The sequence below is a fragment of the Streptomyces sp. NPDC054834 genome, assembly GCF_053611185.1.
The window spans coordinates 39,440-54,643 of record NZ_JBSGZV010000058.1 but is presented as its reverse complement, the minus strand read 5'-3'; the positions used below and the strand labels follow the sequence as shown (position 1 = coordinate 54,643).

General features: G+C 66.3%; 12 protein-coding genes and 1 pseudogene. 4 read left to right on the top strand and 9 right to left on the bottom strand.

What is annotated here, in order from left to right; genetic code table 11:
- A partial coding sequence (locus ACWGJM_RS43160; RefSeq protein ID WP_453417241.1) for a hypothetical protein occupies positions 1-641 on the top strand: 641 nt, incomplete at its 5' end.
- Between the two features lie 29 nt (positions 642-670).
- A complete protein-coding gene (locus ACWGJM_RS43155; protein WP_453417244.1) occupies positions 671-1,180 on the top strand; it encodes a DUF6262 family protein in 510 nt (169 codons plus the stop codon).
- Between the two features lie 285 nt (positions 1,181-1,465).
- Here the strand turns inward: ACWGJM_RS43155 and ACWGJM_RS43150 are convergent, their stop codons facing one another.
- From ACWGJM_RS43150 to ACWGJM_RS43130, 5 genes and pseudogenes are all read right to left on the bottom strand, one after another.
- Positions 1,466-1,876, bottom strand: coding sequence for a hypothetical protein (locus ACWGJM_RS43150; RefSeq protein ID WP_453417240.1), 411 nt, complete (start codon positions 1,874-1,876; stop codon positions 1,466-1,468).
- A gap of 48 nt (positions 1,877-1,924) precedes the next feature.
- Complete coding sequence (locus ACWGJM_RS43145; protein ID WP_453417239.1) at positions 1,925-3,169, bottom strand: SidA/IucD/PvdA family monooxygenase; 1,245 nt, start codon at positions 3,167-3,169, stop codon at positions 1,925-1,927.
- Between the two features lie 330 nt (positions 3,170-3,499).
- Entirely contained in the window at positions 3,500-4,687 is a 1,188-nt protein-coding gene (locus tag ACWGJM_RS43140; protein WP_453417238.1) for a hypothetical protein, read from the bottom strand.
- Between the two features lie 386 nt (positions 4,688-5,073).
- Positions 5,074-6,167: pseudogene (locus tag ACWGJM_RS43135) on the bottom strand (NAD-dependent DNA ligase LigA); the annotation flags it as partial.
- A gap of 399 nt (positions 6,168-6,566) precedes the next feature.
- Entirely contained in the window at positions 6,567-6,953 is a 387-nt protein-coding gene (locus ACWGJM_RS43130) for a hypothetical protein (protein WP_453417237.1), read from the bottom strand.
- Between the two features lie 87 nt (positions 6,954-7,040).
- Between ACWGJM_RS43130 and ACWGJM_RS43125 the strand changes: the two genes are divergently transcribed.
- Together ACWGJM_RS43125 and ACWGJM_RS43120 are read left to right on the top strand one after the other, a co-directional pair.
- Positions 7,041-8,015 (top strand): hypothetical protein, encoded by a 975-nt coding sequence (locus tag ACWGJM_RS43125; RefSeq protein WP_453417236.1) that lies wholly within the window; start codon positions 7,041-7,043, stop codon positions 8,013-8,015.
- A 132-nt stretch (positions 8,016-8,147) separates the two neighbouring features.
- Positions 8,148-9,368 (top strand): hypothetical protein, encoded by a 1,221-nt coding sequence (locus ACWGJM_RS43120; protein ID WP_453417235.1) that lies wholly within the window; start codon positions 8,148-8,150, stop codon positions 9,366-9,368.
- Between the two features lie 842 nt (positions 9,369-10,210).
- On the opposite strand, the gene ACWGJM_RS43115 is transcribed toward ACWGJM_RS43120, so the two are convergent.
- From ACWGJM_RS43115 to ACWGJM_RS43100, 4 genes are all read right to left on the bottom strand, one after another.
- Positions 10,211-11,809 (bottom strand): hypothetical protein, encoded by a 1,599-nt coding sequence (locus ACWGJM_RS43115; RefSeq protein WP_453417234.1) that lies wholly within the window; start codon positions 11,807-11,809, stop codon positions 10,211-10,213.
- Between the two features lie 785 nt (positions 11,810-12,594).
- Positions 12,595-12,723, bottom strand: a complete 129-nt coding sequence (locus tag ACWGJM_RS43110) for a hypothetical protein (RefSeq protein ID WP_453417233.1) — start codon at positions 12,721-12,723, stop codon at positions 12,595-12,597.
- Positions 12,724-13,066: 343 nt separating this feature from the next.
- The gene (locus tag ACWGJM_RS43105) at positions 13,067-13,873 is read right to left on the bottom strand and encodes a hypothetical protein (protein ID WP_453417232.1); all 807 of its coding nucleotides are present in this window, start codon (positions 13,871-13,873) and stop codon (positions 13,067-13,069) included.
- 258 nt (positions 13,874-14,131) lie between these two features.
- Entirely contained in the window at positions 14,132-15,124 is a 993-nt protein-coding gene (locus ACWGJM_RS43100; protein WP_453417231.1) for an XRE family transcriptional regulator, read from the bottom strand.
- Positions 15,125-15,204: the final 80 nt, after the last annotated feature.

The following is a 15,204-nucleotide window of genomic DNA, read 5'->3' as shown; positions in this document are numbered from 1 at the left end:
GCTGGCCAACCCGCCAGGACTCGCCGACGATTTCACCGCCTGGGTCCGCACCGGCTGAGGCATTCGGGCAGTTCCAATACCCGACGTCACCATTAGTGACGGAGGAGCGAACTCGCAAGGCGGTTGACACCGTCGCGCGGTTCCACTTCGACCGGCATGGGAACCGGATCTGGCGCGAGGCCAGGCAGTTGATGGAATCCGAGCATGTGCGACGGGGCCTGGAGTCGGTCCCGGTGCCGTTCGGTGGGTGTGGGGAGCCGTCCAACGTCCAGGCTGGTGGGGGCGAGTGTCCGATCCGGTTCCGGTGCGTGGGCTGCGACCACTTCAACACCGATGTGTCCTACCTTCCGGATCTGGAGCGATACCTGTCCGATCTGCTTCAGACGCGCGAGCGGATCGCGGCGCTTACTACCGCGGACGAGTGGGCCAAGGCCGAGGCGACGCCGTCGGAGCACGAGATCCAAAGAGTGCGCCGGCTGATCGCCAACGTGAAGGAGTCACTCGCTGAGCTCGAGATAGACGAGCAGGACCAAGTGCAGGAGGCGATGGTGACCATCCGCAAGAGTCGGGCTGTCATGCTCGGCATGCCCCGCGTCGGCCAGCCGGTGCCAGACGTTCGACCAGAGAGGCCTGATCGTTGAGCAAGACCGGCTCCCGTCGCACGGAAGCGATGGTCCTTGGCCGCCAGGCCGACACTGAGCGCCGTCGCGCTCGAGTTGCCCAGGCGCTTCGCGATCTCCAGGCCTCAGGCGAGGAGGTGTCGGTGACCGCCGTGGCCAGGCGAGCGGGCGTGGACCGCACGTTCCTCTACCGCCACCGCGACCTGCTGACGCAGATCCACACGGCTGAGCAGACGCCGACCGAAGGCGCTGCAGTGGGAGCGGCGGTCTCGCGGGCCTCGTTGATGGCGGACTTGGCTGCCGCGCATGAGCGCAATGCGCGGCTGACAGGCCGGATCACCCTTCTGGAACAACGTCTGTCGCAGTTGATGGGCGAGCAGACCTGGAGGGATTCCGGTCTCGGCACCCCCGACAGCGTCGAGCAGGTCCAGAGAAGGGTCGTCCAGCTTGAGCAAGAGAAGGGCGACCTCAAGCTCAAGCTCGAGGAGGCCCTGGAAGATCTGGAGGCCTCGCGAGCTGCGAATCGTGAGCTGACCAGGGCCCTCAACCAGGCCGACTAACCAAGATCGATGGCACCTCCCGAGAGACGGGGTGATGCCGTCGATCTTGGGCACGGCTTTCACAGTTTCCAAGACGATCAAACGATGAAATCGTATCGTCCAGCTCGCACCCAACGGCCTGACTTGGCATGGCGCGGCGCGTGCCACTCCTCGCCAGGAGGTCCCGTGGCATGCCGCTCCCTCGGCTGGCACTGCTGTGACGTGGTGGTTCGTACGCCTGGGCGATCAGTAAGATCGCAGCAGGTCAGGCCTCATGAGGAAGAGGGTTTCAGCAGTCAGAACAGACTATGCACAGGACAGCCGAGCGGATGACGGGTGGCGGGGACTTTCCTCAAGATGGGGGTCTACCTGCGGCTGCTGCTCATGGTGATCGAACTTCACGTACGCGCATGCGCGGAGAACGCGATCTGAAGACGCACGGAGGACGCCTGCTAGCCCCGCGAGGTGCCGTTCGGTGTCCACTTCCCAGTAGATCGTACGGTTTTCCAAGCCACCGGAGTTGGGAGGCATCTCAGCGAGAGCCTTTTCAACGACGTCCCGCTCCAAGTCCGCATCCCGGACCCACTCGGCCAGCAGAGCGTTGAACGTGGTGCCCTTCTTGTGCGCCTCCATTGCCACGGCGTCGAGCTCGCCGGCGGGCCAGCGCAGCGTCCGTGACACCATCGAGGGACGGCGCCACACGTTCGGTTCACTCATCTCCGCCTCCGGCGTTTCCTGATTAAACCAACAAGCATACAGGTCGACTCAGTGTCCGTCCAGAGCACAGTAAGGCCGAAGGATCCGATCAGACAACAACCCGAGGCAACCGAGATTCGAAAATCCTGGACCCTCCATTTCGTCAGCGAGCATCGGCAGATGCAGCCGAGGTCGAACGTTTCTGATGTCCAAGTAGCGCCCCATTCGGCGACGGATACGCCTTTCTGTGATTCCGGATTCTTCCTCCTCGCCAGCCATTGGCATGGCGTCCAATTGTCTCTCAATAAGAGTGCGGGCTTGATCGCCCAGCTTTTCCACCCACCACATTCCGTCGAATCCCATCGCGATGATTACGTGATCAAATTGCTCAATGCGACCGTCTGAGAAATGAACCTTAACCTGCTCCTCTCTTGCGTCTAGAAGTTTAACGTAGCCCTGCACGGTTTCAACATTTGTTGCTTTGTTGATGTGCGACTTCGCCTCCGACGAGAAAACGCCGCGAAGTGTATGGTCAATAAATTTCTCCCGATTCTTTCTGCTGAGATTCTTCCAGTCCTTCGGGTTGGAATAATGCCGATTCTCGTCATAGCTTTCGCCGCGAGAATAAACCACGCCCGCTCTGGATATGATCTTGATGTAACAGCGCTCCCTGGGTATCATTTGCAGCAATGTCAATACGATCGAGGCGGCTGCACCGCCGTCACCTATGACCCCGACCGTGACTCGCGACTCGGATTCCACCCTGTATATGTTGGTCCAAAAACTTTCTGCATCGGTCACGCGGTCGCGGTGGTCGCCGGTGACCTTTGGCTGATTTGCGGTTCCGGGGCCTGTTATGACAAGGCCATCCGCTTGAACTGGTTTGCCGTCATTGAAACTTACCAGCCATTTCCCGTTGACAATATCGACATGGGTGGCGGTCCGAATATGAACAAAATCCTCCGACTCTCGTGCAACCCACTCCAGGTAATTGGCCCACTCGGTCAGTGACGGTGGTCTCGAACCCCGGTCGACCCAGTCAGCGAATTGGCTAGTCGCTTGGGAGGTATCAATCAGAAATGACTGCCAGCTGAAGTTGAGCATTGCAGAGTCAATGGCTTTATTGGCGGTGTGCCAGGATTCGGAGTGGTAAGGGAATCCGATATCCTTCATCGGTGATGTTGCAAGCGCATGTTCGCCATTTGTGAAGCCGGACCGACCTGTCCAATTCGCTGCGACGCCAGTCTTGTCTACGATGTAAAGGTCGGGAACGTCGCTGATGTGCCCCCGCAACATCTTTGCTTTCGCGGCCAAGGCTAGCCCCTTAGGGCCTGCTCCAACGACAACCAGACGCTTGGCACCCACATCAGCCTCCCGTTCGGGTGCTGTCCTCTCAAGCGAGGTGTACGTGCGGGCGGGGCTGCCAAATAAGACTCTCCCCATGCCCTATAAGCCATTTTGCGCTCAGGGGTCTCATTTCGCACGTGGACGCGTCATCGTGTGGCGGGGCACGTTCGTATACACGCCCGGTGAAGGTTCCCCTCGTGACTGGACACCTCGAGACTGGGACATGAGGTTCCAACGGAGAGTGTCCAGGATCACGGGGAAACGTCACCTGTCGTGCTGGCCGGATCCCGTCCGGGCTCAATTGACCGGGTCGACGTCAGTGAGTCTCCGGCCTCCAAAGGTCAGGCCGAGCATGAGCGCACCCTCCAGTGCGGTAAGCACGTGTTGCAGTTGCTCGCGTTCCTTCGGAACACCGCTGTCGGCGTGCTTAAGCTTCTGAAGCTTGTTGCGCGCAGAGACGAACACCATTGCGATGATTCGGTGTATGAGGGACGGACCTTCGCCGGTGTCGTACTGGGAGGGCTCACGCGGTTCCACAGGCGCGCAACTGTAGACGAAGCACAATGCCTCACCGAGTTTGCTGGGCTTGCGCTTTCCTTCATCAAGCCATGTAAGTCCCGACTCCTGGGGGAAGTTCGCGTCAATCCACTCCAGCACCAACGCTGGCGGGAACGTCTCGCGCATGAGGCGGTCGATCAGTTCGATCAAGGAGTTGGCGGCCTGAGAGACCCCGTCTTCCGAGTACTTCAAGGCATCGCGCGCACCTCTGATCTTGCGGACCAGGGGAGAACTGGCGCGCTCCACGCGTTGGGCCGAGGCCTCAGAGACAACGGAGCGAAACCGAAGGGCCAGGCCGGCCACATCGTCTGCGTCCCACGGCTCGAGATCAGCTTCGGTTGCGGCTGCCAAGTTCATGGGCAGCGGTGCGAGGAGCTTCTCCCCAATGAACATGTCTAGTTGCACCACTAGTTGGACCGCATTGAGAGCCAAGACATCTTTGGCTCTCAACTGCTTCAGCTGCTCGCGCGACATCAACGAGATTGCCTCATTCCACGCGGCCGCGAACGGGACGATAGCCCGGACCAGGCGTCGCACGGCGAGCGCAACGACAGCAGCGTCAGCCTTCAATGCACAGATGAACGAGCGGTACTCACCCGGCCCGAGCAGCCTTTCGGCGAAGATCTTGTAACCCTCGCTCCGAAACCGCCGGATCCATTCATCGGCGCCCTGAGCCTCGAGAGTTTCCTTGAACGCTGCCCCGACTTGCTGCAGCTGAGACAGCTGCTGGTTCGAGATGAGGTCCGCCAAGCGATCCGTCCAGGGACGCCTGTCGCCGGGTGTGCTGACCGTTCGACTGATCGCGACGAGAGTCTCGATTACGAGGAGTGATGCGTCGTCCAGGCGGAGAGCGTGCCGCAAGCCTGGGTCAAGGCTGCGCGCGTAAGCGGCAAGCTTGGATGGAACGTCGTCCTCGAGCTTTTGCATCGTGACCTCTTGGTGAAGTTGACCCTCTCACTGAATGTAGTGATATGAGCAGTGAACAGGTAGCGATTTTAGTGCTGGTGCCGACGAAGGAGAGGCGACGGTGGTCATGCTGACGGATGCTCTGTGAGCGGGCTCCTGCTGCCGATGTCGCGAGTGGATGCTGCTCCCCCCGATCTTCGGCGCACGCACTCGGTCGCTCTCGCTGAGACTTCATTGCTTGATCGCCGTGTCCAACTTGGAAGAGCCGCACCCATCGAGCTTCGAGTGAAGTCCACTTGCACAACAGCTGTTGCACTCGATAACCTCAGCGGCATAAGGCAGCTGAGCTGCAGCTTTTGAGAGTCGATGAGCTCCACAGGGCTGGGTCTACCCCACAGAACAGGGATGGCGTAGGTGATCGTGGCGCCGTCGATCTCGACCGGCTCCAGAACGCCACGCGGGGCGATGATGCCGGTGCGGCCCACGTTCCACTCCACCGCCAGCAGCCGGGTGATCTTCTCGACGGCGGGCAGCTTGTAGGCGATCGCCCACCGCGGCGCCCGCGAACCGGACCCGGCCGCCTGCTGATCGGCGGCCAGGTCGGCCTTGACGACGATGCCGTCGATCCCGAACGGCAGCCCGGCGCGCAGCGCGGCGATCTCCTGCACCCGGGTCAGGACCTCGCCGGTGGTGGCTGCGGTGATGCCCGGCACCGCTGTACTGGCGGTGGTGTTCACGCCCAGTCTGCGGCCAACATCATCAGCTCACTGTGGGCGAGGCCGCCCAGCCGGTCGGCCAGGGCGCCGTCGGTATCGGGCAGCGGCAGCAGGCCGTAGCCGAAGAACGTCATCGGGGCCGTGTAGGCGCGGTCCTTGGCCCGCAGGGTGCCGGCGGCCGCGCCCCGGGGGTTGGCGAAAGGCTGCCCGCCGTGCGCGGTGCGTACCTCGTTGGCGTGCTCGAACTGCGCATTCGTCATGAGGACTTCGCCGCGCACCTCCACGCTGACCGGCTGGGACAGCGTTTCGGGCAGGCCTTCGACGGTGCCCATCGCGTGCGAGACGTCCTCCCCGGCCGTCCCGTCGCCGCGTGTGATCAGCCGGGCCAGCCGCCCGCGGGTGTAGCGGGCGGCGATGGCGAGTCCGTCGAGTTTCGGCTCGACTGAGAAGCGTTCCGCCTCGTGTCCGATCCGGCGCGCCAGCGAGGTGGTCCAGGCCGTGAACTGCTCGGGCGAGAACACGTTGTCCAGGCTCAGCATGGGCACGGTGTGCGGCACGTCGCCTTCCACGGCACCACCGGCGACCTTCCCGGTCGGCGAGTCGGGAAGCACCTGATCGAGATGATCGGCCTCCCACGCGGCGATGCCCCGCACCAGCCGGTCGTAGCTGTCATCGTCCAGCGGGGACGTGCCGTCCGCGTAGTAGGCGGCCGCGGCCTTCACCACGGTCTCGACCGCCTGCGCGTAGGCAGCGGCATCCACGATCTGAGCAACTGGTGTGGTCATGCCCGTCATCCTGCCTGCCACCACTGACATTGATACTCGTAGCGGCTTCCGGCGGTCGTGGGCACCCAGCGGAGCCCGCCTGTCAACGAGCGGGCGCTGGCCCGGCCGGTCGGAGAGGACACGCAGTCGGCTCGCCTCTGCCGCGCATCCTCCCCGGCCGTCGTGAACGGTGGGGCGTCACAGTCGCAGGAGCAGGGACGAGCGCGGGCGCTTGCACGGCGACGAGGACCACAAGACCGGAGCCGAAGAGAGCGACGGCGAGGGCGGTGCGGTTGTCGGGGGCAGGGGACACGGATGGCCTCCAAGGTGTCGGTGCGGCTGGCCGGTTGGCGAGCCGCACCGACTTTCGAGGGCCAGGGGGTTAGCCACGCAACCCCGTGCGGTTCCCCTGCGGGTCGGTCAGTCCTCAGCTGTCTCGTTGAGGATGCCAAAGGCGTTTGGCACGCTTTCGTCCCGTCCGTCCCAGGAGGGGTGGGGGGCCTCCAAGGCGCCAGGGGCGTCTTCGTCCCAGGGGTGGTGGGCCTTGGGGGGAGGTGATGACGGCTGGGAGTGCGCCGGCGGCTGCGGTTCCGGTGATTTCCGGGGCCGGCCACGGGGCGTTTCCGCAGGCCAGTGCTCGTTGAGCAGGTTCAGGAAGCTGTCTGGGTCGGCGACCAGGGCGTTGAGGCAGGCGACGACGAAGGCCTTCATCTCGCGGTCCCGATCGGTCAGTTCCTTCTGGGCGTCCGCTTTGAGTGTGGCGGGCGGCCGCACGGTCAGGGGCGGGTCGCGGTGCTGGCTGCTCATACGGAGAACCTTCCACCAAGTGGCTTGCCACTTTCAAGGCCGGGAGCTACCTTAAAAGTGGCAAGCCACTTTATTGAGGGGGATTGCATGGACACCGACCCAGTCAGCAACGTCCAGAACCACACGGCCAGCGTGCTCAAGATCAAGTTCACCCCCGCACTGCCCGAAGAAGCGGAAGTCGAGCCGGGCATCGGCTATCTCCAGCCCGGTGGCCTGGTCGTGCACACCGGCTGGTCGTATCCGCGCCACGGTGAGGAGTCGGGACTGCGCCAGCACCCCGCCTACGAGGGCGGCAGCGTCCAGTGCTGGCACATCTCCACCGCCTGCGGGCACCGCGCGACCCGCTTCCGCTACCTCACCCGACCGCATGCGGAGGCCGCGGCCGCGCGAGTGGCTACCGCGTTGCCCGGGGGCGTGTGGCCGCGCGAGGCCGCCACCGCGGCGCTGCTCCCGCTCGCGCTGGAGGCGTCCGAGCAGTCGGCGCTGCTGCCTCTCACCCACCGGGGCAAGCCCACCTGGGGTTCCGGCTTCGGTGGTGACCTCGCCAGCTTCTGGGTGCCCGACACCCGGGACGAGTACGAGCGGATGATTGCCGCGCACGGCCGGATCCCGGAGAACTGCCAGGCGTGCGCCCGGACCGTGCGCGCACAGAAGAGGGCGGGCTGGGGACTGCGGACCAACCACTGGCCCGTGTGGTCGGTGCATGGTCGCAGTGGCGCCGACCGCTACGTCCGTCCCCACTGCCCGTGCACCGTCTGCATGCGCGTCCAGATACGCATCGGGGCCGTCAAGCCCATCACCGATGAGCACGGCGCCACGACTACGGGCTCCTGCGCCGTCTCCCCCTGGACCGACACGAGTTCCGTCATCGGCGCCGTGGAGCGGGACGAGCGGCCCTTCGCCTGGTTCCAGTACTTCCTGAGCGACGCCGGGTGCGTGGTGATCGACGAACGTTCCGGCGTGGGCCTGTGGCCGACAGGCGTCCGGCACGACGACGCCCTGTTCTGCGAGACCGGAGAGACCGGAGCGCTCGGTCTCGACGGCGTCACTCACGACTCCTGATGAGACCCGCCCGGCGGAACCCAGTCCGGGCTGATCCATATCCGCGCACTCCGCGTGGTGTGCCGCCAGCCTCCCGGCGCAGCGAAACCAGCTTCCGGGAGGTACTCCGATGACCAAGGAAGGAAGACCGAAATGACGAACAAGGACGTGGCCGTACCGGAGGTCGAGGTGGCCCGCTACGCGGCGCCGCAGATCAGCGTCTCGCCGGTGACGGAGGTCGTCTCACCAGAGCCGCTCGACGGGCGTTCGACGCCGGGCCAGTACCAGAAGGTGCTGCTCGACACCCGGACCGGTGAGCTGCGGTTCCACGAGAACACGCGACACCTGGAGCCGTGGAACCCGGCCTGGGTGGGCGCCAACGACGTGCCGCGCGAGACGTGGAGCCGTTGGTACCAGGGAACGGGCTTCTCGTCCAACGGTCCGCACATGTGGTTCGGGCCGGTACCGCAGTTACTGTCCTGGACGGTCGACTCCGGCGTCGAAGAACTGCCCTACCTGGACGTCGCGGCCGCCAACACATTGCTTCAGGAGCTGACCCCTCTCGCGCAGGACCTGATGGACGGCCTGTTCGACGGCGGTGGCGACCTCGACTGGTCCGCCGACTCCGCCCGCGCCGGCCGCACCATCCAGCGCCTCGTCTCGCGCCACCGGAAGGCCGCAGGGCCCGAAGCGGACGGCGACCTAGTCGACTTCGGTGTGATCGTGACCCGCTTCCCACAGGTGTACCAGCCGGAGCTGCTGCGCCACCCGCTGGACAGGCTCGCCGAGGGCTGCGAGTGGGTCACCCGGTTCCTCGGCTGCAACGAGTGCTGGCACGAGGAGATCAAGGAGGTTTTCGGGATCCCGCACCGCGACGGGAGCGGCATTAACCTGCAGGTGCTGGGCGTGCGGGCCTGGTACCGCACGGTCCTCATGAACGGAGACCACCGGCCGGCGCGGGAATTCGCAGACTGGGACGCTCAGCACGGCCGCCTGGCCGCTGGTGAGATCACCTCCACCACCACGGACGCCGAACTGGCCACCTGGGTCGCCCACGAGGAGGACCGCGCCGCACGTCAGGGGTGGCGCCTGCTCGGAACGCAAGCGGCCGCCGCCGGCCACCGAGAGTACCTGCGCGTCTTGGAGTGGGACCGCCTGGCCGTGGTCGGCGCGGACATTGCGTGGCTGGAGGACGAGGCCGATCTCGTGGACGCCGAGCTGGAGGCGAAGCACGCCGAGCGCATGAGGCTGGTCACCGCGGCGATCGGCTGGGGACGCAGCGACAGCGAGATCGCCATCCGTGCCAGGATGCCCCGTCATATGGTCTTGACGCTGCGGGAGAACAGCGCGAGGCCCGGGAGCCAGCAGAAGTAGAGCGTGCCCGGGACTGCCGTTAACAGCCCCGGACACTGGATCATCATCCCATCCGGAGCCCTGCCCGTGCGGGGCTCCGGATGTTCGTGTGCCTATCGCGCCAGCCGAGGCCCGTGGACCTGTCCGGCAGATGTTCGGCGCCGCGACAGCCGCGCGGGACCCTGCACCCTCAGGGCGACCGAGCGGCACTGGGCAGGTACTGCTCAATTCGGTTCCAGGTCTGCTCCAGCGAAGCGGCAGCCTGCTGCTCCTCGTGAGCGCGGCGTGGTTGGCATGCCAGTTGCGCGGCGGCAGGCAGACAAGGAAATCTGATGTGGATACCGGTGCCTGTGTCATCGGCGGAGGGGATGAGGAAGTGAATGCCGACAAGCAGCGCATCGGTTGGTCCGGCAAAGTGTGGCGTGCTTGGGAGTCGTTGCGTGGCAGAGGCTGCTGGTACGTAGTCTTCTGGCCAGGTGGCGAGCCGTACAGCGATGAGCGGTCTGTTCTCCTGCGACGCACACGGTACCGGTGGCAGGCTTCCCGGTGGGTCCGAAACTTCGGTGCGGGGCTCCGTACGCCGATCCTGGTTACGCCGCACGACCTGGACCCGCAGTACGAGGGACGCCGACCTCTGTATCCGTACCCTGACCGGCCGCTTGGAATGGATGAGCAAGTCGTAGGCCGCATGCCCGGGAAGCCTGACGCCCGCGGAGCCTGAGGACATCCCACGCCTTCCGCGGCAGCGCGCCCGGAGTGACCGTCGGGTCGGCGTGGGTAGAGCCGCGCCCACCTTCCGGTCCGTCGTACGGGGGCTGCTCATTCAAAGAGGGCTCTGCGAGCGGCGTCTTCCCGAGCTGCCGTCAGATGGGTTCCAGGAGGTCGACGACGGAGAGCCCGGTTTCGCCGCTGACGAGTTGGAGGGCGACTTCGGCCCGGGCCGCGAGGTCGAGGGGATCGAGGTCTTCGGCGTACGCGGCGTGCACGATGCGGTCCAGGCCCGCGCCGACCAGCGGGGCGGCGGTGCGCAGCGAGGCATCCAAGGCCACGCCCTGGGTGGCGCCGCCGTGCAGGATGATGTTCCGAGTGCGGTACAGGCGCCGCAGTGCGATCCGGAAGGCGCCAGCGACGTCGCCCAACACTGGGCGGGGGCCCTGGACCAGGTCGGCCATGCGTTGGGCAGCGGGGCGGTCGCTGTATTTCGTGGGCGCCCCGGTGAAGTCCAGAGCTGAGGCACCGCGCGCTTGCAGCGCCTCGGCGACCAGGCGGGCGCGCTGTTGATTCGTGGTGCAGGCCGCGATGCCCCGGGCGAGCTCGTCCTCGGTGCGGGGCTTGTGGTGATGGGCGAGGGCGGTGAGCTCGGCGCGGGGCCAGGAGCAAGCGATGATGGCCGACATCCGGTCGGCGGCCACGGCTTTGCCGGACCGCTCGTTCTCGCCCTTGGGGTCGTCCGGGTGGGTCAGCAGCGATTCGACGGCGGCCCAGGCGCCGGCGACGGCCGGGGCCATTGGGCCACGGTTGACCGCGGCCGCCAGCTCCAGGGCGTCGTCGATCCGGCTGCGCGTGCCGGCGACTTGGTAGAGGTGCCCCTCATTGACCAGGGTCAGAACGTCGGCGCCTCGCGCCGGGGGATCGAGCGGGATGGGATGCGGGTGTCCGGCCACCCAGATATAGGGCAGTGGTTGCACTCGGCCGCGGTCCCGGCGCAGGAACTGGGAGCGCGCGGTCATCCGCTCCAGCATCTGCCGCGCCTGCTCGGCGGCGCTGAAGGGGTCCAGCGCCGTGAACCGGTAGACGAACCCGCCTCCGGGCCGGATGCCTGCGGTGCCGTGGCCGTGTTCGCGCAGCCAGGCGACGACCTTGCCCTTGTCATACCAGTGCTCCAGGGGTTCTGCCAGCTCCCGTCGGGGCACCTTCTCCAGCGCCACCAGTACGTCGTACGAGCGGGCCGGTGTCCGGGCGAGCTGGGCAGCGCTGTCCGCTATGTCCGTCGTGGTGGCCCGGGCGCGGTAGAGGTCCTTCGCCCAAGCCTTGAGGTGGCTCGCGCTGTAGCCCAGGTCCAGAAGGTGGGAGGCGACCGTTCGGGAGAACCGCTCCGGCTTGACGCGCTGGTCAACGGGGACGTTGACCGCGGCCGCCCACCGCTCCAGGTAGTCGGCCCGGACGTGCCCGATGATTTCCTTGAGCCGACGCCGTGCGGGGCTGGGATCGGGCAATGGGTACTTCAGCAGGCTGGTGAGCTCCTTGCGCAGCTCCTTGTCTCCGAGGCCTCGGTCGGGGCCGATCAGGGCGTTGAGCTGGATGCGCTGCCAGTCGCAGGCGGCCGGTGACAGCACTCCGTGGGCCTGCCAGTAGCCAGCCTCCCAGAGTTCCTCAAGCGCGAGGACGGAACCTATGTCCCACAGGCGGCGCGCCCACGGCGTGCCTTCGTCGGTGAAGAAGTCCGCCATACGGGCCAGCACGTGTCGAGCGTAGGGATCCGAAGCAGGAGGGGCCGTGACCATCGCAGCACCCTAACCGAGCAGGAGATCAGCCGCCGCAAGTCGAGCGGGTCCGTGCTACTCTGATCGCAGACTTAAAGGGGCACCCGCCGTCTAACGGCCGCTGCCCCTTTCTTCTTGGCCTCATACCCAAGCTCTCGGCACCACGAAGCCCGGACTGCCCGGCCGCCGACGAGAACGAGCGGGCGCTCCCCGAACTCATACCGTTGATCGTGCTGAGTTCTTGACACGCCTCGTGAGGTCGGTGACGGACACGAGATCAAGATGTCTCGGTCTCGTACCGCAAGACGTCTTTACCGCGCCGGAAAGGTCGCAGGAGCCGCAGAGGTACCTGCGCATGATGAATCTTTAGCGCGGAACACCATCGGCGATAAGACTTGCGGACACCCGAGAAGATGCAGCGGCTCGCAGATGCGTCTTGCTGATGAAGTCAGAGTGCCGCGAGACTGCAGCGAGAACGTGCTGAGACCGTATCGAGAAGGCAGTCGTTGCAATCGCGGATGTTGGCATTGAATCGGACGACGTGAGAACCTAGATTGCCGGTGAGCCAAGTCGAGCAAGCCAGAGGCAACTCGAGCTCGATGAAGTTCTCGGTCTCACTCCGGAAGGTGTGCAGAAGCACGAAGGGCCTAGCTCCGGCGGCAACCAGAACTAGGCCTTCACGCAGTTGACGAGCCCGGTCGAGTAGATGCCGACCGGGCTCGCTGCATGCAGCTGCCGGTCCGACCGGGTCCTCGGGTGGGCACTCAGAGGTACTGAGCGAACTGTCCCACCAGGGCGATGACCGCCACCCCGAAGCTCAGCCCAGACAGGATGACCTGCCACTTCTCAGGGCCGGTCCACTTCTTCCTGCCGCGCTTGTCCAGGTCGGACATCGCAACCACCTCACCTTTCCCTCCGTCCGGCACCCGCGGTTCGGGTCCCGGTGGTCTGTGAACTCTCGCCCCCCAACGAGGAGTTCAAGGCAGTGTCCGGTGAAGCGGCATTCATACTACTGGGGCCCCCGACAGTAGACGTCACCTCAAGTGCAAGTCGCTCGCGCAGCGTTGACGGTCGAAGGAGGGGGACAGCAGGCCATACCACGGAAGCCCACCCCGATATCACACCCCCTCCCGCCGCGAGGGGAGAGGGACTGCATCAAGGGCTGCCGGCTAGGGGCCGTGACATGCCGAGCCCCCCGGAGACCACTCCGGGGGGCTCGGGAAGGGATGCGCGGGGTCAGGCCAGCAGGCGCAGCAGCGCGGCTGCCATAGCAATTGTCGCCTCGGCCTCGGCGCGGCTGTACTGGAACGACTTGGTGACGGCGTCCTTGTGCAGCGCGCCGCTCGCCTGGTCATCGAGGGCGGCCCTGATCCACGCCCACCGTTCGTCCGGGGTGCGCTCGCGGGGTGGCTTGTTGCCGGGCCAGGACCAGCCGCTGTTGACCTTGATGTACTCCAGCGTGCGGCGCGCTTCAAGCATGGCGCCGTCGACATCGTCGTCCCGCAGTCGGCGCTGTGCCTCCCGCAGGTAGCGGACGGCCTCCTGGCGCTCTTCATCGTCCGCGGGGAAGGGCACGGACATCTCGACGGCGAGAGACGGACCGAGTCCCTCGATCTGCTGGCGCCAGCGGCTTTCGGCGACGGCAAGATGCAGCGTCGCCGAGGCACCCGGGTAGGAGGTCGCCTGGGGCAGGGTTGCTCGAACCTCGATCTCCAGGCGCAGGTCGCCGGACCGGTGTTCGTCCAGGGCCCGCACCTGCGCGCTGGTGAGCATGTAACGCAGCTCCGGGCGCTCGACGGAGTCGGGGCGGAACGCGACGGTGGCTGTGGCGGCGCCGAGCATGCCCCGCAGTCCGTTGTCGAACGGCGCCCACAAGACGGTGTCCAGGATCAGCACGCGCCCGGCCTCGACGACCGCAGGGGTTTTCACCTCCAGTTGCAGACGCAGGCTATGCGCCCCGAGCTCCTTGAGGAGCATCAGGCTGTTGTCCCGGTGGCCGATGGCCATCGTCCCGACCGGCGCGTCGAAACGCAGTTCGTCCATCGTGCGGCGCCTTCCTGGTGGCTCGAATGCTGCCCCGATTGTGGGGCCTCAGCCCGGCACGGTGCCCCTGCATTTTGGGCATCGGGCTCCCGTTCTCCCCAGCGCCACAGCCGGGCCACGCCCAACAGCGGCGTCACGCGATGCGGCGCAGAAGGCGTCAGATGACCGAGGGGAGCCCCGCACCGGTGGTCATCGGATCCGCCCCCCCTCAGCCGACCAGAGGCGGAGACACTCGCCGTAGGCGACGGGAAGGACCGCTCACGCTGCGGCGAGTTGGAGGAGTTCCGGTACACCCTGGGCGCGGACGTAAGGCTGGAAGCGGGGGAGGAGGTCCTCGATGAGCTGCACGCAGCGAGGTGCGCCGAGGCGGCGGGCCAGGAGCAGGGATTTGGCGGCGGCGGCCGCGGCGGGTTCGGGTTCCCTCAGGTCGAGGTGGCTGGCGGCGCGGTAGGCGAGGAACACGCCGCGGGTCTTGTCCCGGGCCGGGGGCAGCAGTTGTTCGCCCTCGGTGATGAGCTGGTGGGCGGGGCCGGTGTCGCCGAGGTCCAGGAGAGCCTGACCGGAGTCCACCGCGAGATCGGCCGCGGAGATCCAGGCGCACCAGGCGGGCCGGATCGCGCCGGCGTCGTTGAGGTGTTTCTCGGCCGCAGTGAGGGCGCGCAGCACGGCGCGTCGTTCGCTTCGGTCTCCACGTGCGGCGAGGGTGCGGGCGAGGCGCAACTGCAGCAGGCTGCGGGCGGCAGGGTGCTGGGCGCGGGCCAGGGCGTGATGGAGGATGCGGGCGGCGGTGGTGTGGTCGCCTCGCCAGGCGGCCTGGTAGGCGAGGTCGCTCAGGAGGCCGGCGCCCATGTCGTGGTCTCCGGCCGCGTGGGCGTGGTGCAGGGCGGCGACCCAGTTCTGGCTGGCGTGGGTGTGGCGGCCCAGGTCGAAGCGATGCCACGCGACGGTTTGAGACAGGGAGGCGGCGAGGGTGTGAAGCCGCTTCCCGAGGGCGGGCATATAGCGGCCGTCTTCGAGTAGTTCAGCCACCGTGGCCGGGTGGGCATCCAGCAGGACAGCGCTGTGCTGTCGCTGCTCGGTGGCGAGACCGGCGAGATGCTGGGTGGTGTTTTCCAAGAAGGCGACGAAGTCTTCGCCGACCGGTTTTCCGTTGTCGAGCTGGGTGAGCGCGGCGGCAGGGCCAGCGGCCCAGTCCGCGGCCAGGGTGGACAGGGCGGCGCCGGAGATCGTGAAAAAGGTGCGACGGTCCATCGCTGTTCGCTGGGCCTCTCTCAGAGCGGGTACGGAGCTGCGGGGTCCGAACGGAAAAACACGCCGTCGGCGGGGAGCGG

Excerpts from the sequence above, each read along its gene's own strand:
- ACWGJM_RS43110 (WP_453417233.1), bottom strand. The coding sequence starts at position 12,723 with ATGTCCGACCTGGACAAGCGCGGCAGGAAGAAGTGGACCGGCCCTGAG.
- ACWGJM_RS43125 (WP_453417236.1), top strand. The coding sequence starts at position 7,041 with ATGGACACCGACCCAGTCAGCAACGTCCAGAACCACACGGCCAGCGTG.
- ACWGJM_RS43140 (WP_453417238.1), bottom strand. The coding sequence starts at position 4,687 with ATGCAAAAGCTCGAGGACGACGTTCCATCCAAGCTTGCCGCTTACGCG.
- ACWGJM_RS43155 (WP_453417244.1), top strand. The coding sequence starts at position 671 with ATGGTCCTTGGCCGCCAGGCCGACACTGAGCGCCGTCGCGCTCGAGTT.
- ACWGJM_RS43100 (WP_453417231.1), bottom strand. The coding sequence starts at position 15,124 with ATGGACCGTCGCACCTTTTTCACGATCTCCGGCGCCGCCCTGTCCACC.
- ACWGJM_RS43105 (WP_453417232.1), bottom strand. The coding sequence starts at position 13,873 with ATGGACGAACTGCGTTTCGACGCGCCGGTCGGGACGATGGCCATCGGC.
- ACWGJM_RS43120 (WP_453417235.1), top strand. The coding sequence starts at position 8,148 with ATGACGAACAAGGACGTGGCCGTACCGGAGGTCGAGGTGGCCCGCTAC.
- ACWGJM_RS43130 (WP_453417237.1), bottom strand. The coding sequence starts at position 6,953 with ATGAGCAGCCAGCACCGCGACCCGCCCCTGACCGTGCGGCCGCCCGCC.
- ACWGJM_RS43150 (WP_453417240.1), bottom strand. The coding sequence starts at position 1,876 with ATGAGTGAACCGAACGTGTGGCGCCGTCCCTCGATGGTGTCACGGACG.